This is a genomic window from Streptomyces sp. NBC_01224, assembly GCF_036002945.1.
Taxonomy (GTDB): Bacteria; Actinomycetota; Actinomycetes; order Streptomycetales; family Streptomycetaceae; genus Streptomyces.
In genome coordinates this window covers 9,429,907-9,455,203 of record NZ_CP108529.1, presented here as the reverse complement: position 1 = coordinate 9,455,203, position 25,297 = coordinate 9,429,907, and the positions used below count along the sequence as shown (strand labels likewise).

Genomic DNA, 25,297 nt, shown 5'->3' with positions numbered 1-25,297 from the left:
CCACCTATCCAAAACGGACGCAGAAACCGATCAGAAGATCACTCTCGAAGCACCTCAGCGGATCAAGGCTAAGGCGTTCCCACTACGCAGGAGCCGCCGGTACGACTACGACATGATGAAATCTCTTGTGGCGAGCATGGCCGTTGTCACACTCACGTTCGGGGCCTTCACGCTCGGCTCGACAGCACACGCAGCGGAGGCCCCCGTCGCCGCAGCGGCGTGTGCTGTCGGCGGTCCCCATACCGACTTCAAGGGCACCAACATCCGCATGCGCAACAAGCCGGGCGGGGACGAGGTCGGGTGGGCCAACCAGGGCGACTGCGCGTACTTGATTCAGAGCGATCCCGGTCCCCGGATCGATTGCCCGGACGGCTCCAACACGATCGCCTGGCATTTGGTGCGGAACGAGCGCACTGGCGTGGTTGGCTACGTTTCCGCCTGCTTTCTCTAACGGCATGCCTCATCAGGGCTGTCTGACCACCGCCTAGCCACGATTTTTCGTGCTGCCTGTGGGCCCCTCCACGATGGACGGGCCCACAGTCATGTGCCGAGAGGGGAATTCATGCCGGGCGCCGGACTTCGGGGAGCGGACGGTGTCCCTCGGACCACTCATTGACCCAGCCGCATCCCGAGCACGCGTACCGGCCATCAAGGCCCGCGATCTGCGTCCCACACTGAGCACACGCTATGTAGGTGATCTCGGGGTGCGGGATCGGCTTCGGCCCCTCAGGCCGGGCCGGCTGTTCCGGTTGCGAAGTCATCGCCATGGTCGGAGACTACCGCTGTAGGCGCCGGGTTAATCCCCGATGCCCATCCGCACTGGTTGTTGCACGTCCAGGAACCATCGGATCCCTGAGACGCTCCCGCTCCACAGCTGGGACAGTTCATGTTCTCCCCCATCTCGCGCGCCGGACTGTTCATGCATCGTGACGCCGTCCGCGCCCCGTGAACAGAGGGTCGTACCAGGCCCGGTAGTTACGCCGGAACCGGATACCCCGCCGCGCTGGCCCGGCGGGTGGGCCCCAGGGCCCACGTAGAGCAGCTGGAAGACGGGACAGAGGTCAAGCTCGGGGTGTTCCTGTCGAATACCAAGAGCAGGCGCGCGAAGCTGACGGCCAGCAAGCTCCAAGAGCACGCTGAACTCGGGCTCGACTGGGCCGCCTGACGGAACAATGGCGATGCCCGCGCTCGCTGGCTGGGCGTCGGGAGCAGCGGCACCCGGCCTCCGGGACCGCCTGACGGTGGCGGCCGCGTGGGCCGACACCGCTGCCCCCGACGGCGTCGGTCCCCCTCAGCGCACCCGCCCACCGTTTCTTCCCACCTTCTGCTCCGGGCAGAGGGCGGCAACGTGCGCTGAGGGGGATGTGCGGCCCTCGACCACGCCCCTACGGGCCTGGCGGGGTGCGCATGAGTACGCGTGCTCATGCGTGATGGCAGCTGTTCCGTGAGCGTGTGTTCATGACGCTGAACAGAGTTCTTACAGGCACGGGGGCGGCAGCGCTCGCGGTGGTGGCGCTGGCTGCGTGCGGCAGCGAGCAGGCCGGGGGACGGCAGCAGAACACCGCGAACAGCGTGGGCGCGCAGGCGCCGGCTAACAGCCCGAGCCCGGATCCGCAGGTCGCGTTTATGGAAATGCTGGAGCGGGTGGGTGCACCGTGCGTGCCGGATGCCCCGGCGGCGACGGAGCCGGATGATCCGGGCCCGGGTGAGCATCCGCCCACGCGGCCGAGTGAGCTGCTGCCGGTGGACGAGAAGCCGCCCACGGACGTGCCGTCCCCCACCGCTACGCCTGAGCAGCCCAAGCTGAACGAGGTGGAGGCGTGTGAGGGGCGTGAGCATGGCAAACGCATTACCAAGGTGCTGACTGGTCTGAACAAGCCCACCACGATTCAGGTGAGGCAGAAGCTGAACAAGCTCGGCTACATCGACTCCAGCATCCACGGCCTGAAGACCGAGCAGGGTGCGGTGCGCTTCTGCCTGGACTTGCGGGTGATGGGCGGGCAGCTCGCGCTCAAGGGGACCGCGGCCGGGAAGCAGACCACGATGCGGGCGTTCGCACACCCGGCGGAAGGCGCGTTCAAGCCGGGCAAGTAACAGCGCTCAGCGGGGCACCGGTGCACGTGGGCCTGCACCGACCCGGACAACTTCCTCGTCCCCGATGCGTCGCACGAGATCCTGGCCGTGGCTCTCAGCGCCGTGCGCGGGGATGAGCGGGACAGTTACCTGCAGCGCCTGGAGGCGTTCGCCGACCGGCACCGCGAGCGCCTGGAGGAGCTGCTGCGCGCGTACGGGCCGGGCAGCGTGCCCGCCGAACACGGCCGGTGCGCGCTGGTCGGTCAGCCCGAGAGTCTGGTGATCTGCGAGCGGCTGGAGAGCGCCCCATTCCTCCTGGACGGGATGTGGGAGGACGAACTGAAGGACATCCTGCTGGACGACCTCCCCTTCGCCTGGTGCGCCCGTCACCGCCTCTGCCGGTGAGTGCGACTTTGACAGCTAGTTGGCGAATTTGAGCGATAGTTGGCGAGCCCAGACCTGTGGGTCGCCGCAGGACACCCTAGTAGCGTGTCGCCGCTTAGTTATGGTGCACCTGACTGGGAGGTTGGTGTCTGGCAGATTCCTTCCCCTTTGCCAGATAGGACTGTTGTTGTGGGTTCGCAGAAGAAGCGGCCGGTCAGGTTGACCGCGCAGGATCGCGAGGAGTTGGTCCGGGTGAAGTTCCCCCTCTGAAGTGGACAGCCTGATACTGGGACGGATCAGTCCCGGAGGAAGCAGTCCAGGTTGAGTGGCAAGAGCAACATGAGCAAGCGGTACACGTCGGAGTTCAAGCGGGACGCGGTGGCACTGGTCCGGTCGTCAGGGCGGAACGTCACCGAGGTCGCCCGGGAACTCGGTGTGAGTGCGGAGGGGCTTCGCGGCTGGGTGAAGCAGGCGAAGGTCGACTGCGGCGAGGGGGCGCCCGGCGCGCTGACCACGGCGGAGAAGGATGAGCTCCAGCGGCTGCGCAGGGAGAACCGGGAACAGCAGCAGACGATCGAGATCTTGAAAAAAGCAGCGGCCTTCTTCGCGAAGGAGACGATGAAGTAGGCACGCTGTGCCGTTTCATCGACGCGGAGAAGGCCGCCGAGGCCAACCCTGGCGGCTACAGCGTGGCTTTGCTGTGCCGTGTCACGGGGATCAACCGCTCCACCTTCTACTCCTGGCTGGCGGCCCGGCCGACAGCGGCCGAACGACAGTGCGCCGAGGACGAGTTGAGCGAGGAGATCCGTGAGATCCACGCCTCCTCGCGGGGTGCCTACGGCGCCCCGCGCGTGCACGCCGCGCTGCGGCGCAAGGGACATGCGATCAACCGGAAGAAGGTCGAGCGGATCATGCGCGAGCGCGACATCCGCGGCATCACCCGCCGCAGACGCCGCCACCTGACGCAACAGGACACCAAGGCCGCACCGGCTCCGGACCTGGTCGGCCGCGACTTCACCGCTAACCGGCCCGGCATGAAGCTCGTCGGTGACATCACCTATCTGCCGACGATCGACGGCTGGTGGTATCTCGCGACCGTCATCGACCTGGCGACGCGCGAGGTGATCGGTTACGCGATGGCCGAACACCATCGTGCCGAGCTGGTCACCGACGCGCTGCGGATGGCCGCCGGCCGCGGTGACCTTCAGGGTGGCTGCATCATGCACACCGATCGCGGAAGCGAGTACACGAGTGGCGAATTCCGCCGCGAACTACAGGAGTTGAACCTGAGGCAGAGCATGGGAAGAACCGGCATATGCTACGATAACGCCGCAGCCGAGAGCTTCTTCGGACTGCTGAAAGCGGAGATCGGCACCGCCGTCTGGGAGAGCCGCGAGGCGGCCCGCGCTGACATCTTCCGCTTCATCGAGGTCGAGTACAACCGCACCAGGCTCCGCAAGCACCCCGAGTTCGGGTACCTCACCCCACTCGAAACCCGAGCCAGGCTGCAGCACGACTTCACCCCCGCAGCGTAAGCAACCGCTGTCCAAGACCAGGGGGGAACTTCAGGGTGACCACGACAGGTGTTCGTGGGGCCTCGATGATCATGCGTGCGCGGGTGCTGCTTGCGCTGGACAGCTCGGTGGGTGAGGTGGACACCAAGGAGGTGATCGCGGTCCGACTCGGCGTCTCCGGTGAGACGTTGCGGCTGGTCGCCAAGCGTTTCGCCGAGACCGGTGGCGATGTTCACGCCACGATTGCCCGGAAGAAGCGCGACCTCCCGCCGGTGCCCTCGCCGGTGACCGGTGAGGTCGAAGCCCGCCTGATCGCGATGGCGTGCTCACAGCCACCCCAAGGCTATACCCGGTGGTCGCTGCGGCTGCTGGAGAAGCACGTCGCGCTGGTCGAGGACATCCCCGATCTGGACCACTCCACCATCGGGCGGGTCTTAAAAAAACGGAACTGCGTCCTCACCTGAGAAAGTGCTGGACCATCCCGCCACGAGCGAACGCGGAGTTCGCGGCCCGGATGGAAGACGTGCTGGCCGTCTACGCCCGGCCCTATGACCCGGCACGTCCGGTGGTGTGCATGGACGAGAAGCCCTACCAGCTCCTCGACCATGCCCGCGACCCGCTCCCGGCCCGCCCTGGTCACGACGCCTGCCAGGACAGCGAGTACATCCGCTGCGGCACGTGCTCGATCTTCGTGTGGGTCGAACCCCTGCGCGGGTGGCGTCGAGTTCAGGCACTGTCCCAGCGGACCCGGATCGACTGGGCCGGCCAGGTCAAGCAGCTGCTGAGCGTGGATTACCCCGACGCCGAGGCCGTGGTGCTGGTGATGGACAACCTCAACACCCACGGCATCGCCTCACTGTACGAGGCATTCGAACCAGAAGAGGCCTTCGCCCTGGCCCAACGCCTCGAGATCCACCACACGCCCAAACACGGGTCATGGCTCAACATCGCCGAGATCGAACTCTCCGCGCTGACCCGGCAATGTCTCGACCGCCGGATCGGCGACCTCGACATCCTCAACACTGAACTCTCGGCCTGGCAGAACGCCACCAACACCGAACAACGCCACGTGGACTGGCAGTTCACCACCCACGACGCACGCATCAAACTGCGCCACCTCTATCCCAAAAATTAGCTGCGACGGTCTACTAGGGCACTTTGGGAGGCGTTATGGACTTGCTTGCGATCCTCGATGAGGCGGTGGCCGCTCTCAAGGATCCTCTGGGAAAGGACGACCGAAGCCAGGGCTGGACCGATCATCTCCGGAGAGAGGTCCAGGAAGAGATTTCGATCAGCTGTTCAGTACTGCGCCGCCACGGATCCGACATGGTGCGGTACCTACGTCCGCGCCTTGACGAGTGGATGGAAAGCGAGGAGATACGGCCGGGACGCCTTCAGCACCTGGTGTCGGATGTGCAGCGGCGACTCGTAGACGCTCACAGCACGGTGTGAGGCACACCGGCTGCACTGTCGATCCGAAGCTGACAGGCCGACCAAAGGAACCGCCAGCTACCAGGCAAAGCACCCGCCGACTACGAATCAACACGGCCCTCTGACGGGCGGCTCCCCAGAAGCGACGCCATGTAGCGCTCAAGGTCACAGCTTTCAAGTTGCTGCGGGTGGCGGGGTGTTAAGGCCCTGCCGGGTGGGGGAGGTTTGCGGTGACAAGGGGAGAGACGTTGCGGGGAAGCGGAACGGTGTGCGCAAGGGTGCCCGTCGGTCGGGGAATCCGGCGCGTCGGGAGGCAGAGAGGGCCTGTTCTCGGGAAACGTGCTGGGTGAGCGGATGTACGCTGCCGCGGCTCGCAGGGCCGGTGTGCAGCCGGGTGACGTCATCCCCGTGAGCGTCCCGGCACTGCCGGACGGCATCGTGATCCGGGGCGCGACGCAAGCGGACGCGGCCCCGCTGGAGCCTGTGATCCGGATGGCCGACCCGGACAACCTGGACGGCTCCTGGCGGCAGCTCCCTTCGGCGATCGGCCAGAGCCTCGATCCTGAGAAGCTCGCGCACGTACGGGTGGTGGAGGAGAGCGCGTCCGGCGCGCTGGTCGGCGGGATGCTCGCGCTGCCGGCAGCATGGGCGTTCACCCACCCGATGCTCATGGGATCGCCCAACGTGCACACCATCGCCGGTCTCATCGCCAGCCTGGGCTCCCTCGCGGTGGTCGACGAGTGGCGCGGGAAGGGCATCGCGCGCGCCCTGGTCGCCGAAGCGGAGAAGGCGATGGGCTCACATCCGACGGGAAAGCTGGGCGCGGCCGTCCTGTACGTCACGCACGAGCCGGAGCTGACGGACTTCTACGCCGGGCTCGGCTTCACGCTCTCCCCCGACGGCATCGGCATCCCCACGCCAGCAGGTTTCATCTACCACGGCCCGACCAAGGGCTACCGCTTCTCGGTGAAGCCCCTGCGCACCGGCGTCCAGATGCAGGCCATGCCCACCCCTATGGGCGGCTCCTGGTCATCCACGGGATTCTGCCGCTCCCCGCGTCCTGACCCCGCTCCGACCGGCATCCGCGCAGGTCGTGGCCGTGCTCTGGGCGGCCGTCCGTACGGTGGGCGGTATGACGACGTCCTCCGCCCCCGAGCCGGTGCCCGCGCCCATCCGGGTGCTGCTGCCCGGGAACCAGGCGGTCGTCGCGCACCTGTGGTATCGGCGTCAGGAGCGCGACGGCTGGCGGTACGAGGTCGGACTACCGGCGTACCGCAACGGTCCCGGCAACTCGGTGGAGCCTGCCGAGTACCGGGTCTGGGTGCGCGCCCCTGACCACGTGCGGCCCGTGGACGACATCTCGTACGACGCCGTGCCCACCGGAGTACCTGGAGCCGCCCTCGCCCGTCCAGAAAGCGCTGGGGCCGGTCCGGCCGTCTGGCTGGGTACTGGCGAAGGTCGGCGGCCGCGGGCCCGGCCGGGGTGGTGTCGTGCACGCTGTCGACTGCGAAGAGGCGCCGGCCGGGGCGCCGGTGCTGCCGCTGGGCCGGGCGCTGGACGCTGCCGAGCAGCCGGGCGTTCGGCTGTGTTCGCTGTGCGGCGCCGCTGCCGAGCTGGACCCGGTCCTCAAGGGCTTCGACCACGGATTCGGGTGATGGCGCGCAGGGATCAGCTAGCGGTCCGCGACGCAATCAGTCGGTTGGTCAACTCCACCGTCCCGAGGTACCAACAGAAGATCCAGTCCAGGAACGCTTCGTCGTAGTCGCCGCGCTGGTCCGCCTTGCCGTGGCGTAGGTCGTAGCGGTTGGCGATCTCGAACAATGCCCCCTCATCCTTGCCGAGCTGGTCTTTGAGCAAGGCGCGGCGTTCCTCGAGAATCCCCGCGAGGGTGACGATCGACGACCGTTTACTCTCCACCTGTGGAAGCGGCGGGTGCGGGGACGGCTGACCAGGTCGTGGAAGACCTCGATCAGGCCGAAGAAGGTGTCCTCGTCCCATGTCTCAGGGGTCGGAGGCCACAGGTCGGGGATGCCGAGCCTGGAAGTCGAGCACGCGCAGGGCCGCGGCGGTGCGGTCGGAGCCAGGCTGCGAGATCAGCAGGTGGGAACCGAAGCCGATCAGCGCCCGGACCAGGTAGGGGCGGCCCGCCGCGACCGCGTTGCAGAGGTCGCCCGCGATGACGTCGCCGGAGGCGAGCGGCTTACCGCGACCCGGGCGGCCAGGCTTCCCCATTCGTCGCGGTCCGGTCAGACACCCCATTCCACCGGGTAATTGGCCCAACTCTCCGGTGCTGGAATGGCCTGCTCAGTGGAGCACTTCGGACCGTAGAGTCGTGATCATGACTGAGGAAACCACCCCCGCCACCACTCTCCAGGCGGTGCTGACCCGCCACGCGGACGCTGAGACCTGCGCCGACCCGAGCAGTGTGATGACCCTGCTGGCCGACTCGGACGCAGCTGGCGCCGGCGGCGGCTTCACGAGCTACCGATCCACCTTCAGCAAGGGGGCCGTGGGGGCACCGGCCCACTTCCACACCAGGGCGACGGAGCTGTTCTTCGTGATCAGCGGGTCCCTGCAGGTGCTGGTGGGAGACAAGGTCACCGTCCTGAACACGGGCGATTTCCTGGCGGTGCCGCCGCACACCCCGCATGCCTTCGCGGCGGCGCCCGGCGCCGAGGCCGACGTCCTGTTCGTGTTCACCCCGGGCATGGGCCGGTTCGACTATCTGCGCCTGCTCGGCCAGGTGATGCGCGGTGAGGCCGACCCGAAGGAGATCGCCGATTCCGCGGAACGCTTCGACAACCACTACGTCGACAGCCCGGTATGGCGTGCCGCTCTGGAGCGCTCGGCGTGATCGACTCCACGAGCCACATCCGCGTGGCCCGCCCCTCGCGGGACCTCGCCTCCGCGGAACGCCTCTACATAGGCGCGGCCTGGCCATGCGAACAGACAAGCTCGCCATCGCCTACCAGGCAGCACTCCACCTTGCCGCCATCCTCATATGGACCCGGGGATAGGAACGTCGGGTCCCGTAATTGGAGAGGCACGCCCCCAGCCCAGCGTGACAGCATGCGGCAATGGCCTTCCGACACCCCGACGGCGACTACGCAATCACCGCGATGTACTCCGTACCCGATGACGCCTGGTACTTGGAACTGGACCTCGTGGCCGGGCAACGGAATCTCGTGACCGCAGTCGTCCCCGATGAGGATCCGGCACGGGAGCCGACGGTGTGCTTCAACCCGCGCGGGCCACACGTGGAAGTTCCCTATGAGGTCATGTGCTGGTTCATGCACCAGGTCGATGAAGAGATCCGCACCTCCCGTGCCTGGATGCGGCTGAGGCCCGAACTCGTCGAGATCATTTACCAACTCCGTCAGGAGCACATGGGCGCCATCGATGATGACACCTTCCGTCATGTCCTGGCGGAGGTGCGCACCACGGTCCCCGAGGCAGACGTTCCCGCCGTTCTAGAGGCCGCCTTCGGGCGCAATCCCGACGGCACCACCATGGACCATCCGCAAGCGCCCCGGCCAGTAGAGGGCCAAGGAGACAGGCCCTTCTAGGACTTGTCCGGCCGATCATGTAACTGCCTTGCTTCTGGATCGTTGATGCGGGCATGGGGCGGGGTGATCTGAGTGATGCCGAGTGGGAACGGCTGCGGCCGTTCCTGCCTGTCAGCAACAGACGTTGTGGCCGGTGGCGGGACCATCGGCAGGTGATCGACGGGATTCTGCACCGGGTTCGGACCGGCGTGCAGTGGCGTGACCTGCCTGAACGGTTCGGACCATGGAAGACCATCTACGAACGGCACCGGCTGTGGTCGGCTGACGGCACCTGGGAACGGCTGCTTCAGCAGGTCCAGGCCGAGGCCGACGCCGCTGGTGAGATCGACTGGGACATCTCGGTCGACTCCACTGTCGTCCGCGCGCATCAGCACGCGGCCGGCGCCCGGACCGAACCACCGCCCGCCCCCGGTTCAAAGGGGGGCGAACCGCCAGAACACCAGGACGAGACGCCGTGGCAGAGCCTGCACGCCCGCCTGGTGGAGGTGGTGCGGGATGTGAGGGCCTGGGCCGCTCGCGCGGTGGGTTCACCAGCAAGCTCCACTTGAGCGCGGACGGCCGCTGCCGCCCGCTGTCCCTGGTCGTCACACCGGGACAGCGGGCGGACTGCACCCAGTCCAAGCTGGTCCTGGATAAGATCCGCGTCCCCAGGCACGGGCCGGGCAGGCCCCGCAAGAAGCCGGACAGCCTTGCCGCCGACAAGGCCTACAGCAACGGACCCTGCCGCGAGTTCCTGCGGCGCCGGGGCATCCGGCACACCATCCCGGAGAAGACCGACAGCCAGGCCGCCCGCCGGCGCAAAGGCTCACGCGGCGGACGCCCCCCGGCTTCGACGGCGACCGCTACAAGAAACGCAACACCATCGAACGGGCAATCAACCGCCTCAAGCAGCACCGGGCCGTGGCCACCAGATACGACAAGCGCGGCTACGTCTTCCTCGGCACCGCCACCGCAGCAGCACTCGTCATCTGGCTCCGAACATGATCGACCGGACAAGTCCTAGTGTCCTGCGCCGGAGATCCGTCGGCAGAAGCGGGCGAGGGAGTCGAGGATCTCCTCGGCCGTCTTGGTCCAGATGAACGGTGTTGGGTTTTCGTTCCACTCCTTTACCCACGCACGGATGTCGGCTTCCAGGGAACACACGCTTTTGTGGGAGCCGCGGCGGATCTTCTGGTCGGCGAGGAAGCCGAACCACCTCTCCACCTGGTTGATCCAGGACGAACTGGTAGGGGTGAAGTGCAGGTGGAATCGGGGGTGTTTGGCCAGCCATGCCTTGATGGCGGGCGTCTTGTGGGTGCCGTAGTTATCGCAGATCAGGTGGACCTGGAGGTGCCCGGGAACCTCCTTTTCGATCTTGATGAGGAACTTCTTGAACTCCGCTGCCCGGTGCCGACGGTGCAGCGAGGTGATGACTTCGCCGGTCGCGACGTCGAAGGCCGCGAAGAGGGTGGTCAGACCGTTGCGGACGTAGTCGTGGGTGCGACGCTCGGGCATGCCCGGCATCATCGGCAGCACCGGCTGAGACCGGTCCAGCGCCTGGATCTGCGACTTCTCGTCCACCGACAGCACCACCGCCCCTTCGGGCGGATTGAAGTACAGCCCGACCACGTCGTAGACCTTCTCCACGAACAAGGGGTCCGCCGACAGTTTGAAGGTGTCCGTCAGATGAGGCTTGAGATGGAACTTGCGCCAGATTCGGCCCACGGTCGACTTCGACAGCCCGCTGCGGTCGGCCATCGACTTGCGCGACCAGTGCGTGGCGTTCTTCGGCATCTCCTCCAACGTGCTGACCACGACGGCCTCCACCTGGTCGACGCTGATGGTGGGCGGTCGACCCGGCCGGGGCTCGTCCATCAACCCGTCCAGCCGGGCGGCCAGGAACCGCCGACGCCACTTGCGGACCGTATCCGCCGCTACCCGAAGATCCCGCGCCACCACAACAATCGGCGGAACGTCAGGGCCTGCACACGCCAGCACGATCCGCGCCTGTAACGCCACCGCCTGCGCAGACGTCGCCCGCCGGGCCCAACGCTCCAGCACCGCACGCTCGTCAACGGACAACAACAACGGTTCCAGCTTCGGACCACGACGCGGTGCGGGCACACCCGCAGAAACACTCATACAGGAACTAACGATGGATCTCCGGCGCAGGACACTAGCGGTGGTTTGTTAAGCCGGGGAGTAGAGGTCAAGCGGGTGGCCTGCGCCGACGGCGTTGATCAGGGCTTGGAGTTCGGGTGGTGGGGGTGCATTCGTCCAGGCTCGCCAGCATCGTTGGAGGCTGGTCCAGGGGTCGAGCCAGGCCCGGACGGCGCGTATCGCCTTGGGCCAGGTGGCCGTGTGGGGCTGGTGGGGTCTGGTTGGTCCCCCTCTCGGGCCGGCCCGGTTCTTCGGGCGGCTCCGGTGGTGCTGTTTCGGGCGAAACCTCGGGTGGTGGACTGAACCAGGCGTCCCAACAGAACGAGAAGGCGCAGGTGACCAGGGTCTGGTGGCGGCGGATGGCGGTGTCGGAACGGACTTGGAAGTCGGCCCACCCGAGTTCGCCCTTGACCTGTTTGTAGCTCTGCTCGATCCAGTGTCGGATGCCGTAGATCCGGACGACTTCGTGCAGCCCGGCGGCCGGTTCGGGGCTGTCGGCCTCGCGGGGGCCGCCGGGGCGGGGCAGGTCGGTGGCCAGGTACCAGGTGGCTTGCGGGGGCAGCGTGGCCGGGTCGGTGGTGGCCACGACCAGGCGGACGTTCCCGTCGGGTCCCCACCAGCCGAGGCGGGCGTCGGCGGCCCACCAGGTCTCGGTGTGCCCGTCACGGAAGGTTCGCTCGACGGCGGTCCAGTCACCCGGATGCTCGGGGTCCGTCCAGGTCAAGGCGCGGGCGGCATCGACGGGAGTGTAGGCGTCCTTGCCGTAGGCCCAGGTGCCGTGGCTCGGTTTGAGGTCCATGACGAACGGTAGCCCTGCCGAGGCGAGTTGTCTGCGGAAGCTGTCCTGGTCGCCGTAGGCGCAGTCGGCGGCCACGGCCCGGAAGCCCACCCCGGCAGTCTTCGCGGTGCGGGCCAGCTCTGCGGCGATCTGCAGCTTGGTGCGGAAGCCGGGGTCGCTCTTGCCCTTGGGGAAGTGATGGGCGGGGCTGTAGGGCACGGCGTGCAGCGGGTAGTAGAGGTTCTCATCGGCCCAGCAGGTGGTCACGGTGACGATGCCGTTGTCGGTCTTGCCCAGCCGGCCCAGCCACTGCCGTCCGATGTGCGCGGTCGCCTTCCCGTCCTTACGGTCCCCGGAGTCATCGATCACCAGCACCCCGCCCGGGTGCGGCGCGGTCGCGGGGTCGGCCAGCAGCAGTTCCACCCGGCGGGCGTTGACCTGCTCGTGGTCCCAGGTCGATTCGGACAGGAAGAACTGCAGCCGCTGCACCGAGGGGTGCTGGGCCCCGACGACGGGTTCGGTGCCGGCCAGGCAGGTCAGCGTCTTGTTGCGGTTCCGCGGCAACAGTAGCCCGGTCAGGTACTCGCGGAACCCACGGCGCTGTGCCAGTGTGGAGAACAGGTCATCGAAGCGTGCGGCGTAGGCTTCCAGCGGGCCCGGTGCGGGCGGACACGGCAGACGACGGGTCATCACAAGCCCCCAGGCGGCGAGGCAACGTTCCTCTGCTACCGGCCTACTACGGCCCTGACCCGCAGTCAACAAACCACCGCTAGTGTCCTGCGCCGGAGATCCATCGTTAGTTCCTGTATGAGTGTTTCTGCGGGTGTGCCCGCACCGCGTCGTGGTCCGAAGCTGGAACCGTTGTTGTTGTCCGTTGACGAGCGTGCGGTGCTGGAGCGTTGGGCCCGGCGGGCGACGTCTGCGCAGGCGGTGGCGTTACAGGCGCGGATCGTGCTGGCGTGTGCAGGCCCTGACGTTCCGCCGATTGTTGTGGTGGCGCGGGATCTTCGGGTAGCGGCGGATACGGTCCGCAAGTGGCGTCGGCGGTTCCTGGCCGCCCGGCTGGACGGGTTGATGGACGAGCCCCGGCCGGGTCGACCGCCCACCATCAGCGTCGACCAGGTGGAGGCCGTCGTGGTCAGCACGTTGGAGGAGATGCCGAAGAACGCCACGCACTGGTCGCGCAAGTCGATGGCCGACCGCAGCGGGCTGTCGAAGTCGACCGTGGGCCGAATCTGGCGCAAGTTCCATCTCAAGCCTCATCTGACGGACACCTTCAAACTGTCGGCGGACCCCTTGTTCGTGGAGAAGGTCTACGACGTGGTCGGGCTGTACTTCAATCCGCCCGAAGGGGCGGTGGTGCTGTCGGTGGACGAGAAGTCGCAGATCCAGGCGCTGGACCGGTCTCAGCCGGTGCTGCCGATGATGCCGGGCATGCCCGAGCGTCGCACCCACGACTACGTCCGCAACGGTCTGACCACCCTCTTCGCGGCCTTCGACGTCGCGACCGGCGAAGTCATCACCTCGCTGCACCGTCGGCACCGGGCAGCGGAGTTCAAGAAGTTCCTCATCAAGATCGAAAAGGAGGTTCCCGGGCACCTCCAGGTCCACCTGATCTGCGATAACTACGGCACCCACAAGACGCCCGCCATCAAGGCATGGCTGGCCAAACACCCCCGATTCCACCTGCACTTCACCCCTACCAGTTCGTCCTGGATCAACCAGGTGGAGAGGTGGTTCGGCTTCCTCGCCGACCAGAAGATCCGCCGCGGCTCCCACAAAAGCGTGCGTTCCCTGGAAGCCGACATCCGTGCGTGGGTAAAGGAGTGGAACGAAAACCCAACACCGTTCATCTGGACCAAGACGGCCGAGGAGATCCTCGACTCCCTCGCCCGCTTCTGCCGACGGATCTCCGGCGCAGGACACTAGTAGCGTGTCGCTGCTTAGTTATGGCGTGCCTGGTTGGGAGGTTGGTGTCTGGCAGATGCCTTCCCCTTTGCCAGACAGGACTGTTGTCATGGGTTCGCAGAAGAAGCGGCCGGTCAGGTTGACCGCGCAGGATCGCGAGGAGTTGGTCCGGGTGACCACGACAGGTGTTCGTGGGGCCTCGATGATCATGCGTGCGCGGGTACTGCTTGCGCTGGATACCTCGGCGGGTGAGGCGGATCCCAAGGAGGTGATCGCGGCCCGGCTCGGCGTCTCCGGTGAGACGTTGCGGCTGGTCGCCAAGCGTTTCGCCGAGACCGGTGGCGATGTTCACGCCACGATCGCGCGGAAGAAGCGCGACCTCCCACCGGTGCCCTCGCCAGTGACTGGTGAGGTCGAAGCCCGCCTGATCGCGATGGCGTGCTCACAGCCACCCCAAGGCCATGCCCGGTGGTCACTGCGGCTGCTGGAGAAGCACGTCGCGCTGGTCGAGGACATCCCCGATCTGGACCACTCCACCATCGGGCGGGTCTTAAAAAAACGGAACTGCGTCCTCACCTGAAGAAGTGCTGGACCATCCCACCACGAGCGAACGCGGAGTTCGCGGCCCGGATGGAAGACGTGCTGGCCGTCTACGCCCGGCCCTATGACCCGGCACGTCCGGTGGTGTGCATGGACGAGAAGCCCTACCAGCTCGTCGACCATGCCCGCGACCCGCTCCCGGCCCGCCCTGGTCACGACGCCTGCCAGGACAGCGAGTACATCCGCTGCGGCACGTGCTCGATCTTCGTGTGGGTCGAACCCCTGCGCGGGTGGCGTCGAGTTCAGGCACTGTCCCAGCGGACCCGGATCGACTGGGCCGGCCAGGTCAAGCAGCTGCTGAGCGTGGATTACCCCGACGCCGAGGCCGTGGTGCTGGTGATGGACAACCTCAACACCCACGGCATCGCCTCACTGTACGAGGCATTCGAACCAGAAGAGGCCTTCGCCCTGGCCCAACGCCTCGAGATCCACCACACGCCCAAACACGGGTCATGGCTCAACATCGCCGAGATCGAACTCTCCGCGCTGACCCGGCAATGTCTCGACCGCCGGATCGGCGACCTCGACATCCTCAACACTGAACTCTCGGCCTGGCAGAACGCCACCAACACCGAACAACGCCACGTGGACTGGCAGTTCACCACCCACGACGCACGCATCAAACTGCGCCACCTCTATCCCAAAAATTAGCTGCGACGGTCTACTAGCGCCCGAATGTGGGAGCCGTCGACCGCCGCCCGGGAAAAGTCCAGGGCGTTCGCGCCGCGGAGCTTGGCCAGAAGGACCTCGTGGAGCCGCGGCCACACCCGGGCCTCGGTCCATTCGGCCAGGCGGCGCCAACAGGTCATGCCCGACCCGAAGCCGAGTTCCTGCGGCAGGTGTTCCCAGGCGATCCCGGTGTGCAGCACGAACAGGATGCCCTGGAACACCAGCCGGTCCGGATGCCGCTTGCGTCCTGGATGCCGGGTCCGACGCTTGACCTTGGGCAACAGCGGCTCGATCACCGCCCACAACTCGTCATCGACTTCCCACGGCTTTGGCCGAGCCACCCCGTACCCCGGATCATGAGTCCCGGAGTGATCTAACCACTTGGTAGATCATTTCGTTAGGAGTTCTTAGTAGGGCTTTGTTAGGTACCCCAAGTGATCCTCGTTGGATAGATTGTGATCTTCTTTCAGTTGTGACTCCTGAGGAGATGGAAGAGGTCCGTCCGCGTCTGGAGGCGTTCGCGGCCGAGATGCTGGGCTCGTTGGCGCGTCGGGACCAGCGGGCCAAGGGTGAGTTGTACCTGCGCGGGCTGATGCTGGACGGCAAGCGCAAGTCGATGCAGCCGATGGCCGAGCGCCTGGGCGTGGACCACCAGCAGCTCCAGCAGTTCGTGTCCTCCTCCACCTGGGACTACGCCAAGGTCCGTGAGCGGCTGGCCCGTTGGGCCGCGGCGCACATCTCGCCCGAGGCGTACGCGATTGACGATGTCGGCTTCCCCAAGGACGGCTACGACTCGCCAGGGGTGGCGCGGATGTACTGCGGCGCGCTGGGCAAGCGGGGCAACTGCCAGATCGGGGTCAGTGTGAACCTGGTCAGCGACCGCGCCTCCTCGGCCGTCGACTGGCGTCTGTTCCTGCCCGAGGGCTGGGACGACACCAAACATACCGAGGACGCGCTGCTGGCTTCGGCGATCCGCCGGCGCCGCGCCAAGGCCGGCATCCCCGAGACTGCTCGCCACCGGGAGAAGTGGCGCCTGGCCCTGGACATGCTCGACGAGGTTCGCGGGGACTGGGAGTTGCCGGGCCTGCCGGTCGTCGCCGATGCCGGATACGGCGACGCCACGGGCTTTCGAGAGGGTCTGACCGAACGAGGCCTGACCTACGCGGTCGCGGTCAAGGCCACCACGACCGCGCACCCGGGCGACGCCACGCCCGAGCGTCCGCCGTACTCCGGGCAGGGCCGCCCTCCCGTGTCCGCCTACCCCCAGCCGCACACCACCCTGCGCGTGCTGGCCCTGGCCGCCGGGCAAGCGGCCACCCGCACCGTTACCTGGCGTCAGGGCAGCAAGGCCACCAAGCACAACCCACGGGCCGAGATGCGCTCGCAATTCCTGGCCCTACGGGTCCGCCCGGCCAACCGGTCCATCCGCCGCGCCGCCGACGGCTCCCTGCCCGAATGCTGGCTGCTCGTCGAGTGGCCTCCCGACTCTGCCGAGCCCACCGACTACTGGCTCTCGACGCTGCCCGCCGACATCCCACTGCGCGAGCTGGTGCGAATCGCCAAGATCCGCTGGAGAGTTGAACACGACTACCGCGAGCTCAAGGACGGCCTCGGCCTGGACCACTTCGAGGGCCGCAACTACCTCGGCTGGCACCGCCACGTCACCCTCGCCTCCCTCGCCCAGGCCTTCTGCACCCTGCTCAGACTCGACCCAAAAGCCCCTGCGCCGGCCTGACCCTCTACGCGGTCCTCCGCGAACTCCAGGCCCTCCTGGCCACCTGGACCGGCGCCTGCTCGATATGCGGCCAACCCGCACCAACCCCCGAACCCCACCACAGGACCTAACAAAGCCCTATTAGGGCCCGTAAAGAATCAACACGTTGCTTCACGGCCTCCCTGTCGTTGGTGTGGTATGCGCATACCGAGCGAGGTTCGTGACCAACTTGCCCTGAGATTCGGAGTGTTGTTCCCTCACCTGAATGAGCGGCAGCAGCGGCTGGCGCTGGCCGCCGAGGCCCGGCTGCTGGGGCACGGCGGGGTCCGGGCCGTCGCGCGTGCCGCAGGGGTGAGCGAGACGACGGTGCGGAAGGGCGTCTTTGAGTTGGAGGGCGGTGAGGACCCACTGCCCGATGGCCGGGTCCGCCGGGACGGCGGCGGTCGCAAGAGCGCCGAGAAGCTTGACCGGCTGCTCGTTCCGGCGTTGCTGGCGCTGGTCGAGCCGGATGAGCGGGGCGATCCGATGTCGCCGCTGCGGTGGACGACCAAGTCGCTGCGGTCTCTGGCCGGGGAGCTGACGCGGCAGGGCCATGCCGCGTCAGCGCCGACCGTGGGCAGGCTGCTGCGGGAGAACGGCTTCAGTCTGCAGGCCAATGCCAAGACCCTTGAGGGCGCTCAGCACCCCGACCGGGACGCGCAGTTCCGCTACATCAACGACCAGGTCAAGGACCATCAGGCGGAGGGCGAGCCGGTGGTCAGTGTGGACACGAAGAAGAAGGAAGTCGTCGGGGAGTTCAAGAATGCGGGACGTCAGTGGCGGCCGGCCGGTGAACCCGTGCGGGTTGACGTCCATGACTTCCCCGGCGATGCACTGGGCAAGGCCCTGCCTTACGGCATCTACGATCTGGCGGCGGACACCGGCTGGGTGAATGTCGGTACGGATCACGACACCGCAGCCTTCGCGGTCGAATCGATCGGCCGTTGGTGGAACGGGCAAGGACGCCTCGACTACCCGCAGGCCAGACGTCTGCTGATCACTGCCGATGCCGGCGGCTCCAACGGCTACCGCACCCGGGCCTTCAAGACCGAGCTGGCCGCGTTCGCCGCCCGGACCGGCCTGGCCGTCACGGTCTGTCACATGCCGCCGGGCACATCGAAGTGGAACAAGGTGGAGCATCGGCTGTTCTCCGCCATCACCATGAACTGGCGCGGCAGACCGCTGAACAGCCACGAGGTCGTCGTGCAGTCCATCGCCGCGACCACCACCCGCACCGGTCTCACCGTCCACGCCGAACTCGACACCGGCACCTATCCCACCGGTGTGAAGGTCAGCGATGCGGAGCTGAACGCGGTGCCGGTCACCGGGCATGCCTTCCACGGCGAATGGAACTACACCGTGCACCCCCACCCCGCCAGCCCGGCAGGCCACACCAGGCCGCCGACGCCCGGGCCGGCAGCGGTCATCGACCGCGGTGCCCTGTCACACCCCGTGCTGACCGGCATGACCTGCACCGCACTGACCGAGCTGACCGAGACCCTGACCCCCGGCTGGCAGGCGCTGCAGAAACAGGACCCGGCCACCCGACGCGACGGCGGCACCCGGCGCCGGGCCCCGGGCGGCGGCCGCAAAGCCAAACTCGACCTGGCCGACCGGGTCCTGGCCACCGTGCTGCAACAAAACCTCGCTCTGCCACCTACCGTGCTGGCCCACCTCTTCGACGTCAGCAAGGACACCATCCGCCACACCACCAGCGAGATCCGACGACTGATGGACCAGCACGCGCACACATCCCAGCCCCCAGCAGCACACCTCAGCACCCTGGCAGGACTCCTCGTCCACGCCACCGCACACGGCGCGACCCTCACGACAAAGACCAAACCAACGTGTTGATTCTTTACGGGCCCTTAGGCGCTGCAGTTGGCCCCTGAGCGTTCTGCTTTGGCCCGGTTGTGCGGTCTAGGTGGCCCGCGAGGTAGAGGTCAGCCCTCAGACCCGTGGGTGCTGCCGGCGGTGGCCCGGCGCGTCCGCTGCCAGGAAGGTCTCGGACCAGCATTCGGTGAGGCCTTCCGCCCCGGCCGGCGCCAGGCCGCTCGCTCTTGGTCATCCGATCGTGGTTGATGGGTGCGGTCGAGTTACCGGGCCCCTCCCAGCAGAACGGCCGTCAGGCGCCGGATCGTTTCACCGTCGGCCGCGACGGTCTCGGGCGCACGCGTCAGCAGCAGGTGATGGACGGTGCCGACGAGCGCGAGGGAGATGGCGGCCGCATCAGTGCCCTCCGCAACCCGGCCCCTTCGCCGCTCTGCCTCCAGGTACGCGGAGACCGATTCCTGCATGGCAGTGAACCCCGGCGCGCCGGCCTCCAGCGCCCGCCGGGTGTGGAGCGAGGCTCCGGGACGGGTCATGGCCAGGCCGACGACCGCGGGATCCAGGGAGTTCAGCAGGGCGAGCGCCACCTTGGCGAGGTTCCCCTCGACGCTGCCCCGCCCCACCTTCGAGGCCAGCTCCCCGGCTTCGCGCGCGCTGCGCGCGAAGCGGTCCAGGACCAGCTCCGCGACGAACTCGTCGATGCCGGAGAAGTGTGTGTGCAGCACCCCCTTGGCGCACTCCGCTTCGGTCGTGACCGCCCGGCTGGTCAGGGCGGCCGCGCCGTCGCGGGCAACGACCCGTTCGGCGGCCGCGAACAGCCGTTCGCGCAAGTCGGGAATGGCCACTCCACGCGGTGACATAGACCTCTTTCCGATAGCCGATTGCCAGTATGGGCATGCGCCCATACTGTTTGGGCGCATGCCCATACTAGCTCGGAGGAACTCGATGGAACACGTGGCCAACACCGACCAGGCGCATGCCTGGAACGGTTACGAGGGGACGCAGTGGGCCCGCAACCAGGACCGCTGGGACGCCGTCAACAACGCCTTCAACGGGCCCCTGCTCGACGCCGCCGCCATCGGGGCGCGCGAGCACGTACTGGACGTCGGCTGCGGAGCCGGGAGCACCACGCGCCTGGCCGCCCGCCGGGCCGCCGAAGGGCGGGCCATGGGCCTGGACCTGTCCGCCCCCATGCTGGAGCGCGCCCGCGAGAGCACCCGTGACGAAGGGCCGTCCAACGCGTCCTTCACCCAGGGCGACGCCCAGAGTCATCCCTTCGCACCAGACACCTTCGACGTGGCCATCAGCCGCTACGGTCTGATGTTCTTTGCCGACCCGGTGGCCGCCTTCATCAACATCGCCAGCGCGCTGCGCCCGGGCGGGCGCCTGGCCTTCGTCTGCCCGGCGGAAGCCGACGGCAACGAGTGGCTCCAGGCACTCGTTGCACTACGCGGCATCCTGCCCTTCGGAGAGTTCGGCGCCCCGGGATCCCCCGGGATGTTCTCGCTCGCCGACCCAGAGCGCACCGTACGGATCCTGTCGGACGCCGGGTTCGAGGCGTCCGACGCGGTACGCGTCCACGCGGACGGGGTCTGGGGGCGCGACGCCGGGGACGCGGCCGAGTTCCTGCTGGGATCCGGCCCCGGCCGGCACCTCCTCGAACAAGTCGGGTCCGAGGAACAGCGCCTGGCCCGCCGAACCCTCGCCAACGCGCTCCGCCCCCACGAGAGGGGAGACGCCGTACTGCTGCGCAGTTCCTCCTGGCTGGTCACCGCCCGCCGACCGGAGCACTGAGGCCTTGGGCGGTCCCTGGGTGTGATCCGGCTACCCGACCACAGGAAACGGTCAACGCCCCAGCCGCCTCGCGCGTCAAGTGGTGCGGGTGGGCAGGCTCCGGACAGGGCTGCGCTGGGTGGTGTTGCCGATGCGCCGGTCCAGCTCGGTGCGGAGTTCGTGGATGACCTGGGCATAGGCGGCGACGTGCTCGCGGAGCTGGTCGTTGTCCTTCCGCAGCGCGTGGGCCGTGGCTTCGGCGTCGACGGCGCGGGCGTGCAGGTGCTGGAAGGCGGGCGGGATGCCGTTCGCCTTGGTCTTTCGGCGGGCGAACTCCTCTTTCAGGTCAACATGCTTGTGCGTCAGGACCCAGCGCTTGACGCCTGCCTCGGCGGCGAGTTGCAGCGCGGTGAGCGCCCCGGTGGACCGGGTCGGACGGCCGTCGAGCAGCCGCTGGATCGCCGCGGTGATGGCGTCGCGTTCGGCGTCGGGGTCAGTGGTCATCGTGGGGTTCTCCGGTGTTGTCGTGGGCGGTGACGATGCGCTCCAGACGGTTGAGCTCGTGCTGTTCGCGGGCGTGTCGGAAGGCGGGAGCCAGCGGGTCGTCGACGAGTGGCTCTCCCCGGAGTAGGAGCGCATCGGCGTGGGCGGCTCGCACAGCACGCAGGGGCGGTCCTGCCAGTGGTCTAAGCCTTGATCCACCGAGGTGGTTTGAGAGTGGTCTTTTGATCGGCTTGGGGTCGGGCGGCCGGGTGAGGGCAGGTTGTGTCCGCTGGTCTGCCCAGCATTTCCACGGTTCGGTTCCGGTCGGGCCCTTGCGGGCGGGGTGGGCAGGGACTTTTCGTATCAGCCGGCCGGTCCGTGGGCCGTGGAGAACAGGCGTGTCCAGGCGTGCTGCCAGGGCCAGTTGTGCGGTAGGTGCAGTGTGATGCGGCGGGCGGAGTGGGCGATCCGGGCCGGAACATGGACCAGGTGGCTGCGGAGGGTGGCGGTGGTGGCCCTGGCGTGGAAGGCGGAGGCTTGTGCGCCGGTGGCCCGCAGCAGGTTGTAGGTCATCGCCCACAGGGTGAGCCATGCTGCGTTGGCGTGGAAGTGTGCGGAGGGCAGGTGGGCCAGGGCGGAGGCTTTGCTGTCGGCGATGACCTGCTCGATGACCGCGTGGTGGCGGTGTTCGCGTTCGGCCTGCAGGGTTGCGGCGGGCTGGTCGGTGAAGAACGGGTGGTAGCGCCAGACGGGAAACAACTCGCCCTGCTCACCCACAATGGCGGGTTTGGCCAGGTCACGGACCCGGCGCACGATCAGCCGCGCGGTGACCCGCTCCGCTTTCGTGCGGCTGGCGAAGGCGGTGTAGGCGGGTATCTCGGCGACTTCGGCGTCCGAGACGAGCTCACCGGTTGCAGGATCGGGCACCGCGGTCGGGTATGTGATCTGCTGCCAGGCCTGGTCGGGAATGCCGAGGACGGCCCGTTTGATGGAGGGGTTCAACCCGCAGGTAATCGAGAAGTGGGCTCCGGCCCGGCGGCAGGCCGAGATCACCCCGGCGTTGTAGAACTGCGAGTCCGCTCGCAGGATCCGGGTGCCGGTGCAGCCCGCCTCGACGGCGGTGGACAGCGCCTCACTGACGAACTTCGGGGCCCCACGGGAATCGGCTGCCTTGCCGCGGCGCATCCGTACTGTGGCGATCACCGGCCGCGCGTGCGGGGTGCAGATCGTGGCGAGCAGGGGGTGCAGGGTGCGGATGCCCTTGAACCGGCCGTACTCGGCACCCTGCTTGGCCCGGCCGTAGACCCGCTTGTGGGTGGAGTCGATATCAATGAACGCCTTGTCGCCGGCACCGGGCAGCAGCGGGGCGTGCGCGGCCAGTTGACCGAGGAACCTGCGGTGGACAGCGTGGAGTTGGAGTGCGTGACCGTGGGTGAACGAACGGAGGAAGGTGCCCAGCGTGGACGGCGCACGGGCCCCCGGAACAGGGCCGGCATCGCGCCGTGCCGCAGGATATGGAGGTCGTCGATACTGTCCGCGCCCGCCGCCATGCCGGCCACGATGCTGCTGACCTTGACGTCCGCCGACGCACCCGCGCCGTTCCTCGTCCCGCTCAGCTTCACCTTCTGCGCCACCAGGCCCGACAGCCCGCACCGTTCGGCCAGCCGCATCACCGGAACCAGCCCGGCATGCGCGACCAGATTCGGGTCATCGAACGCAGCGGAGACCGCCGCTGGAGTATGGGAAACTTGCATCTCGGAAGTGCCTTGCCGATCGTGCGTGCTGGAAGCCTCAAGAACTCCCATCATCGCAGGTCACAAGGCACTTCCTTGTTTCTCGAAGAGTCATCCACAGCCATCAGATCGGTGGATCAAGGCTAAGTGCTGGCAGTCGCGCCAGTCGAGGAGGCCGCCGGGGGCCGGGACCAGACCCGGCCCCCGGCGGCGGCTTCTTGCCTCGTGTGCGGGTCACAGCCGGAAGTCGGGCAGCTGCTGAAGCACCTGCGCCACCAGGTCCGGTGTCGGCTTCCAGGGCACGACCTGCCCGCGTGCGGGGATGGGCAGGGGCAGCTCCTGGACGTCCGCGAGCACCAGGTGCCACGCGTCGGGGTGCGCCCATTGCGAACAGGGCGGCGATCCTTCGGGGTCCTGGTGGCAGTCGGTGATCCGGGCGACGCCGACCACGACGCCCGTGACCAGTTCGCGGCCGCGGATCGTGCGGCCGATCAGCGGGATGCGCAGGGCGGGCTGGTCGACGGTCTTGCTCGCGTGCAGCAGCACCCAGCCCGGCCGCCATCGGTTGGGCCGGTTCTCCACCGTCTTGGCACCGGCGAGGATGCACGCCGTGTACGGCTGCCTGATGCTGATGCCGCGGAGCCAGTCGCCTTGGGGCAGCGTGGCCGTGCTCATGCGGCTCGCCCCCACACGGCCGTGCCCGGCCGTCCCGCGCGGCGGCCGTTGACAGACGGCCTGGTGGCGTGGGCGGCGGTGGCGAGGTGGGCGCGGCCGGAGTGCTTCCCGTCGTACAGAGCAGCGTCGGCCGCCCTCTGCAACGCGGTCAGGTCGCGGCTGCTGATGACGTCCGGCGTCGCGGCGCCGACCGAGGCGGCGAAGTCGACCGTACGGCCGTCGTCCAGGGTGACCGGCGTGTGCAGCATCCGGACCGGCTGCTCCAGGCGGTGCGCGCGGCGTTCGACAGGCAGCTCCAAGACGACCGCGAACTCTTCTCTGAACTACCGGAGGCAGCGCAGCAGCTGCCGGTAAACCAGTGGCATTTTCGTGGACGGACCTCATAGCTTGTGCATTTGTGACTGGTGATCCGAAGATGCGCCCAAATCGACACGACCTCGGACGAGTGTTCAACGAGGTGCCGGAGCTCTACGACCGGGTCCGGCCGGGATACCCCGAGGAGTTGTTCGCGGAGCTTGGCGCCGTCACCAGCATGGACGAACGGTCGTCGGTGCTGGAGGTGGGCTGCGGTACCGGTCAGGCGACGCGCTCGCTAGCAGCGCTCGGATGCTCAGTGACTGCCGTCGAGCCTGGGGCAGACATGGCCGCACTCGCTCGCCACCGGATCGCTTCCTTCCGCAACGTCGAAGTCGAGACGTCGACGTTTGAGGAGTGGGACAACCGCGGTCGACGCTTCGATGTCCTCGTGGCTGCGTCGTCGTGGCACTGGGTTGACCCGTCGATTGGCTGGCAGCGAGCGCACGACATGCTCCATCCCGGAGGCTGGATGGCGCTGCTCGGCCACGTCGTTGTCCGCCGGCCGGGAGAACCGGAGGTGTATGCCGAGACCGCCGATCTCCACGAGCGGTTCTGCCCAGGGAACCCTGATTGGGGTCATCCGCCACTCGAAGAAGACGTGCGCGGCACCGATGAGGGTTGGGGCCTGGTCGACGATCCCGGAGAATTGTTTGGCCCAACGATCGTGGCTCAGCGAAGTTAGTGGGGGTCGGGCTGGCACAGCGCTCCACTTGGCCATTCGGAGACACGGCCGTCTGGGCCGGCCCCACGGCTGGGTCAGCCCGGCTTGACCGCCAGCGTCGCAAAATAGTTCGACATGTATTGAGCGGATGCGTTGGATTGGTGCGGCGCTTCCGCGAAGCCGGTGAGGACGAACCCCGCGGCGAGTTGCCCGCCGATCTGGTCGGTGAGGGTGTGGCTGTATTCAAGAGGGGCATCCGCGCCGAACTTCGTGGCGCGTTCCTCGGCGGAGTACTGCGTGACATCGCTGTAGGGCAGCTTGTGCACGACGACCAGCTCGCCGCGCTCGTCGAGCGCCTTGTGGTCGAACAAGTACACATCAGGGTTGAGGAAGCCCACGAGCAGAGTTCCGCCCGGTCGCAGGATGCGGAAGCACTCACGCCACACCGGTGCCAAGTCTGGTACGAATTGGTTAGAGACCGGATGGAATACGACGTCGAATGTTGCGTCGCCGAAGGCGCTGAGGTCGCGCATGTCGCCTAGGACGGTGCGCAGCTCGAGTCCGTCGCGCGCCGCCACCATCTGGTCCTGGCCGAGCTGGCGGGGTGAGTTGTCGAATACGGTGACCCGCGCCCCTGCGGCGGCGAGGATCGGACCCTGCTGGCCACCGCCGGAGGCCAGGCACAACACGTCCTTGCCGGTCAGGTCCGTCGGCAGCCAGGAGCGGTCGACTGGCTCACGCCCGATGAGAACAATCGACCAGTCGCCCATGCGGGCGCGTTCGACATCCTCAGCACTCACCGGCCTCGACCACTCGTTGCCCTCTTGGGCATACTTGTCCCAGGCTGCCCGATTGTGGGCAACGGGGTCGACAACAATGTCCTGCACGTTTAACTCCCTGCTACAGCCAAGCGGACACCTGCGGTACTGACAGTTCGGTGCCGCTAGCCAACACGATTGCAGGGTGCGGG

Annotated in this window: 24 protein-coding genes and 7 pseudogenes; 20 read left to right on the top strand and 11 right to left on the bottom strand. The window is 67.5% G+C overall.

Annotated features, from left to right (window positions below):
• Positions 1 to 136 precede the first annotated feature (136 nt).
• The 9 genes and pseudogenes from OG609_RS43250 (at position 137) to OG609_RS43200 (ending at position 7,057) form a co-directional block, all read left to right on the top strand.
• The gene (locus OG609_RS43250; protein ID WP_327277742.1) at positions 137 to 451 is read left to right on the top strand and encodes a hypothetical protein; all 315 of its coding nucleotides are present in this window, start codon (positions 137 to 139) and stop codon (positions 449 to 451) included.
• 1,007 nt (positions 452 to 1,458) lie between these two features.
• On the top strand, positions 1,459 to 2,094 hold the full coding sequence (locus tag OG609_RS43235; RefSeq protein ID WP_327277741.1) for a hypothetical protein: 636 nt from the start codon (positions 1,459 to 1,461) through the stop codon (positions 2,092 to 2,094).
• A gap of 87 nt (positions 2,095 to 2,181) precedes the next feature.
• On the top strand, positions 2,182 to 2,478 hold the full coding sequence (locus OG609_RS43230; protein ID WP_327277740.1) for a hypothetical protein: 297 nt from the start codon (positions 2,182 to 2,184) through the stop codon (positions 2,476 to 2,478).
• Positions 2,479 to 2,796: 318 nt separating this feature from the next.
• Positions 2,797 to 3,084, top strand: coding sequence for a transposase (locus tag OG609_RS43225; RefSeq protein WP_327270990.1), 288 nt, complete (start codon positions 2,797 to 2,799; stop codon positions 3,082 to 3,084).
• 5 nt (positions 3,085 to 3,089) lie between these two features.
• Entirely contained in the window at positions 3,090 to 3,992 is a 903-nt protein-coding gene (locus OG609_RS43220; RefSeq protein WP_327277901.1) for an IS3 family transposase, read from the top strand.
• Positions 3,993 to 4,027: 35 nt separating this feature from the next.
• Positions 4,028 to 4,435, top strand: a complete 408-nt coding sequence (locus tag OG609_RS43215; protein ID WP_327277739.1) for a helix-turn-helix domain-containing protein — start codon at positions 4,028 to 4,030, stop codon at positions 4,433 to 4,435.
• Entirely contained in the window at positions 4,324 to 5,106 is a 783-nt protein-coding gene (locus tag OG609_RS43210) for an IS630 family transposase (protein ID WP_327277738.1), read from the top strand. The genes OG609_RS43215 and OG609_RS43210 overlap by 112 nt, the downstream gene beginning before the upstream one ends.
• A gap of 650 nt (positions 5,107 to 5,756) precedes the next feature.
• Positions 5,757 to 6,278: pseudogene (locus OG609_RS43205) on the top strand (GNAT family N-acetyltransferase); the annotation flags it as partial.
• A 256-nt stretch (positions 6,279 to 6,534) separates the two neighbouring features.
• Positions 6,535 to 7,057, top strand: a pseudogene (locus OG609_RS43200) (DUF6233 domain-containing protein).
• A gap of 13 nt (positions 7,058 to 7,070) precedes the next feature.
• Here OG609_RS43200 and OG609_RS43195 read toward each other — a convergent pair.
• Both OG609_RS43195 and OG609_RS46605 read right to left on the bottom strand, forming a co-directional pair.
• Positions 7,071 to 7,441, bottom strand: a pseudogene (locus tag OG609_RS43195) (hypothetical protein); the annotation flags it as partial.
• The gene (locus OG609_RS46605; protein WP_385657474.1) at positions 7,404 to 7,634 is read right to left on the bottom strand and encodes a hypothetical protein; all 231 of its coding nucleotides are present in this window, start codon (positions 7,632 to 7,634) and stop codon (positions 7,404 to 7,406) included. The gene OG609_RS46605 and the pseudogene OG609_RS43195, both read right to left, overlap by 38 nt.
• Before the next feature lie 106 nt (positions 7,635 to 7,740).
• Here OG609_RS46605 and OG609_RS43190 point away from each other — a divergent pair, with 106 nt between their 5' ends.
• The 3 genes and pseudogenes from OG609_RS43190 to OG609_RS43180 all read left to right on the top strand — a co-directional run bounded on the left by OG609_RS43190 (position 7,741) and on the right by OG609_RS43180 (position 9,952).
• Positions 7,741 to 8,256: a cupin domain-containing protein gene (locus OG609_RS43190; RefSeq protein ID WP_327277737.1), complete on the top strand. Its 516-nt coding sequence runs from the start codon at positions 7,741 to 7,743 to the stop codon at positions 8,254 to 8,256.
• A 223-nt stretch (positions 8,257 to 8,479) separates the two neighbouring features.
• A complete protein-coding gene (locus OG609_RS43185) occupies positions 8,480 to 8,968 on the top strand; it encodes a hypothetical protein (protein WP_327277736.1) in 489 nt (162 codons plus the stop codon).
• Positions 8,969 to 9,021: 53 nt separating this feature from the next.
• Positions 9,022 to 9,952: pseudogene (locus OG609_RS43180) on the top strand (IS5 family transposase).
• A 15-nt stretch (positions 9,953 to 9,967) separates the two neighbouring features.
• On the opposite strand, the gene OG609_RS43175 reads toward OG609_RS43180, so the two are convergent.
• Together OG609_RS43175 and OG609_RS43170 are read right to left on the bottom strand one after the other, a co-directional pair.
• A complete protein-coding gene (locus OG609_RS43175; protein ID WP_327277735.1) occupies positions 9,968 to 11,089 on the bottom strand; it encodes an IS630 family transposase in 1,122 nt (373 codons plus the stop codon).
• A gap of 67 nt (positions 11,090 to 11,156) precedes the next feature.
• Positions 11,157 to 12,575 (bottom strand): IS701 family transposase, encoded by a 1,419-nt coding sequence (locus tag OG609_RS43170; RefSeq protein ID WP_327277734.1) that lies wholly within the window; start codon positions 12,573 to 12,575, stop codon positions 11,157 to 11,159.
• Positions 12,576 to 12,692: 117 nt separating this feature from the next.
• Here OG609_RS43170 and OG609_RS43165 point away from each other — a divergent pair, with 117 nt between their 5' ends.
• The 3 genes from OG609_RS43165 (at position 12,693) to OG609_RS43155 (ending at position 15,044) form a co-directional block, all read left to right on the top strand.
• Positions 12,693 to 13,814, top strand: a complete 1,122-nt coding sequence (locus OG609_RS43165) for an IS630 family transposase (protein ID WP_327277733.1) — start codon at positions 12,693 to 12,695, stop codon at positions 13,812 to 13,814.
• A gap of 88 nt (positions 13,815 to 13,902) precedes the next feature.
• Positions 13,903 to 14,373 carry a helix-turn-helix domain-containing protein gene (locus OG609_RS43160; protein ID WP_327277732.1) on the top strand — a complete coding sequence of 157 codons (471 nt, stop codon included), beginning with the start codon at positions 13,903 to 13,905 and terminating at the stop codon, positions 14,371 to 14,373.
• The gene (locus OG609_RS43155; RefSeq protein ID WP_327277731.1) at positions 14,262 to 15,044 is read left to right on the top strand and encodes an IS630 family transposase; all 783 of its coding nucleotides are present in this window, start codon (positions 14,262 to 14,264) and stop codon (positions 15,042 to 15,044) included. The genes OG609_RS43160 and OG609_RS43155 overlap by 112 nt, the downstream gene beginning before the upstream one ends.
• Positions 15,045 to 15,058: 14 nt before the next feature.
• On the opposite strand, the pseudogene OG609_RS43150 reads toward OG609_RS43155, so the two are convergent.
• Positions 15,059 to 15,403 (bottom strand): annotated as a pseudogene (locus tag OG609_RS43150) (transposase); the annotation flags it as partial.
• A gap of 131 nt (positions 15,404 to 15,534) precedes the next feature.
• On the opposite strand from OG609_RS43150, the gene OG609_RS43145 reads away from it, so the two are divergent.
• Both OG609_RS43145 and OG609_RS43140 read left to right on the top strand, forming a co-directional pair.
• Positions 15,535 to 16,797 (top strand): IS701 family transposase, encoded by a 1,263-nt coding sequence (locus OG609_RS43145; RefSeq protein ID WP_442817924.1) that lies wholly within the window; start codon positions 15,535 to 15,537, stop codon positions 16,795 to 16,797.
• Positions 16,798 to 16,974: 177 nt separating this feature from the next.
• The gene (locus OG609_RS43140; RefSeq protein ID WP_327271514.1) at positions 16,975 to 18,669 is read left to right on the top strand and encodes an ISAzo13 family transposase; all 1,695 of its coding nucleotides are present in this window, start codon (positions 16,975 to 16,977) and stop codon (positions 18,667 to 18,669) included.
• 242 nt (positions 18,670 to 18,911) lie between these two features.
• Here OG609_RS43140 and OG609_RS43135 read toward each other — a convergent pair whose 3' ends face one another.
• Positions 18,912 to 19,505 (bottom strand): TetR family transcriptional regulator, encoded by a 594-nt coding sequence (locus tag OG609_RS43135; protein WP_327277730.1) that lies wholly within the window; start codon positions 19,503 to 19,505, stop codon positions 18,912 to 18,914.
• Between the two features lie 85 nt (positions 19,506 to 19,590).
• On the opposite strand from OG609_RS43135, the gene OG609_RS43130 reads away from it, so the two are divergent.
• Positions 19,591 to 20,439 (top strand): class I SAM-dependent methyltransferase, encoded by an 849-nt coding sequence (locus OG609_RS43130; RefSeq protein ID WP_327277729.1) that lies wholly within the window; start codon positions 19,591 to 19,593, stop codon positions 20,437 to 20,439.
• Between the two features lie 75 nt (positions 20,440 to 20,514).
• Here the strand turns inward: OG609_RS43130 and OG609_RS43125 are convergent, their stop codons facing one another.
• Positions 20,515 to 20,922 (bottom strand): hypothetical protein, encoded by a 408-nt coding sequence (locus tag OG609_RS43125; RefSeq protein WP_327277728.1) that lies wholly within the window; start codon positions 20,920 to 20,922, stop codon positions 20,515 to 20,517.
• 1 nt (position 20,923) lies between these two features.
• On the opposite strand from OG609_RS43125, the gene OG609_RS43120 reads away from it, so the two are divergent.
• The gene (locus tag OG609_RS43120) at positions 20,924 to 21,049 is read left to right on the top strand and encodes a hypothetical protein (protein ID WP_327277727.1); all 126 of its coding nucleotides are present in this window, start codon (positions 20,924 to 20,926) and stop codon (positions 21,047 to 21,049) included.
• Positions 21,050 to 21,264: 215 nt separating this feature from the next.
• On the opposite strand, the pseudogene OG609_RS43115 reads toward OG609_RS43120, so the two are convergent.
• The 3 genes and pseudogenes from OG609_RS43115 to OG609_RS43105 all read right to left on the bottom strand — a co-directional run.
• A pseudogene (locus OG609_RS43115) lies at positions 21,265 to 22,655 on the bottom strand (IS1380 family transposase).
• Positions 22,656 to 22,868: 213 nt separating this feature from the next.
• Positions 22,869 to 23,309 (bottom strand): hypothetical protein, encoded by a 441-nt coding sequence (locus tag OG609_RS43110; RefSeq protein WP_327277726.1) that lies wholly within the window; start codon positions 23,307 to 23,309, stop codon positions 22,869 to 22,871.
• Positions 23,306 to 23,614: pseudogene (locus tag OG609_RS43105) on the bottom strand (hypothetical protein); the annotation flags it as partial. The gene OG609_RS43110 and the pseudogene OG609_RS43105, both read right to left, overlap by 4 nt.
• A gap of 92 nt (positions 23,615 to 23,706) precedes the next feature.
• Here OG609_RS43105 and OG609_RS43100 point away from each other — a divergent pair.
• On the top strand, positions 23,707 to 24,348 hold the full coding sequence (locus OG609_RS43100; protein ID WP_327277725.1) for a class I SAM-dependent methyltransferase: 642 nt from the start codon (positions 23,707 to 23,709) through the stop codon (positions 24,346 to 24,348).
• Between the two features lie 74 nt (positions 24,349 to 24,422).
• Here the strand turns inward: OG609_RS43100 and OG609_RS43095 are convergent, their stop codons facing one another.
• Complete coding sequence (locus tag OG609_RS43095) at positions 24,423 to 25,214, bottom strand: class I SAM-dependent methyltransferase (RefSeq protein ID WP_327277724.1); 792 nt, start codon at positions 25,212 to 25,214, stop codon at positions 24,423 to 24,425.
• Positions 25,215 to 25,297 lie beyond the last annotated feature (83 nt).

Excerpts from the sequence above, each read along its gene's own strand:
- OG609_RS43250 (WP_327277742.1), top strand. The coding sequence starts at position 137 with ATGGCCGTTGTCACACTCACGTTCGGGGCCTTCACGCTCGGCTCGACA.
- OG609_RS43235 (WP_327277741.1), top strand. The coding sequence starts at position 1,459 with ATGACGCTGAACAGAGTTCTTACAGGCACGGGGGCGGCAGCGCTCGCG.
- OG609_RS43225 (WP_327270990.1), top strand. The coding sequence starts at position 2,797 with ATGAGCAAGCGGTACACGTCGGAGTTCAAGCGGGACGCGGTGGCACTG.
- OG609_RS46605 (WP_385657474.1), bottom strand. The coding sequence starts at position 7,634 with ATGGGGAAGCCTGGCCGCCCGGGTCGCGGTAAGCCGCTCGCCTCCGGC.
- OG609_RS43190 (WP_327277737.1), top strand. The coding sequence starts at position 7,741 with ATGACTGAGGAAACCACCCCCGCCACCACTCTCCAGGCGGTGCTGACC.
- OG609_RS43185 (WP_327277736.1), top strand. The coding sequence starts at position 8,480 with ATGGCCTTCCGACACCCCGACGGCGACTACGCAATCACCGCGATGTAC.
- OG609_RS43175 (WP_327277735.1), bottom strand. The coding sequence starts at position 11,089 with ATGAGTGTTTCTGCGGGTGTGCCCGCACCGCGTCGTGGTCCGAAGCTG.
- OG609_RS43170 (WP_327277734.1), bottom strand. The coding sequence starts at position 12,575 with ATGACCCGTCGTCTGCCGTGTCCGCCCGCACCGGGCCCGCTGGAAGCC.
- OG609_RS43165 (WP_327277733.1), top strand. The coding sequence starts at position 12,693 with ATGAGTGTTTCTGCGGGTGTGCCCGCACCGCGTCGTGGTCCGAAGCTG.
- OG609_RS43160 (WP_327277732.1), top strand. The coding sequence starts at position 13,903 with ATGGGTTCGCAGAAGAAGCGGCCGGTCAGGTTGACCGCGCAGGATCGC.
- OG609_RS43140 (WP_327271514.1), top strand. The coding sequence starts at position 16,975 with ATGCGCATACCGAGCGAGGTTCGTGACCAACTTGCCCTGAGATTCGGA.
- OG609_RS43135 (WP_327277730.1), bottom strand. The coding sequence starts at position 19,505 with ATGTCACCGCGTGGAGTGGCCATTCCCGACTTGCGCGAACGGCTGTTC.
- OG609_RS43130 (WP_327277729.1), top strand. The coding sequence starts at position 19,591 with ATGGAACACGTGGCCAACACCGACCAGGCGCATGCCTGGAACGGTTAC.
- OG609_RS43125 (WP_327277728.1), bottom strand. The coding sequence starts at position 20,922 with ATGACCACTGACCCCGACGCCGAACGCGACGCCATCACCGCGGCGATC.
- OG609_RS43110 (WP_327277726.1), bottom strand. The coding sequence starts at position 23,309 with ATGAGCACGGCCACGCTGCCCCAAGGCGACTGGCTCCGCGGCATCAGC.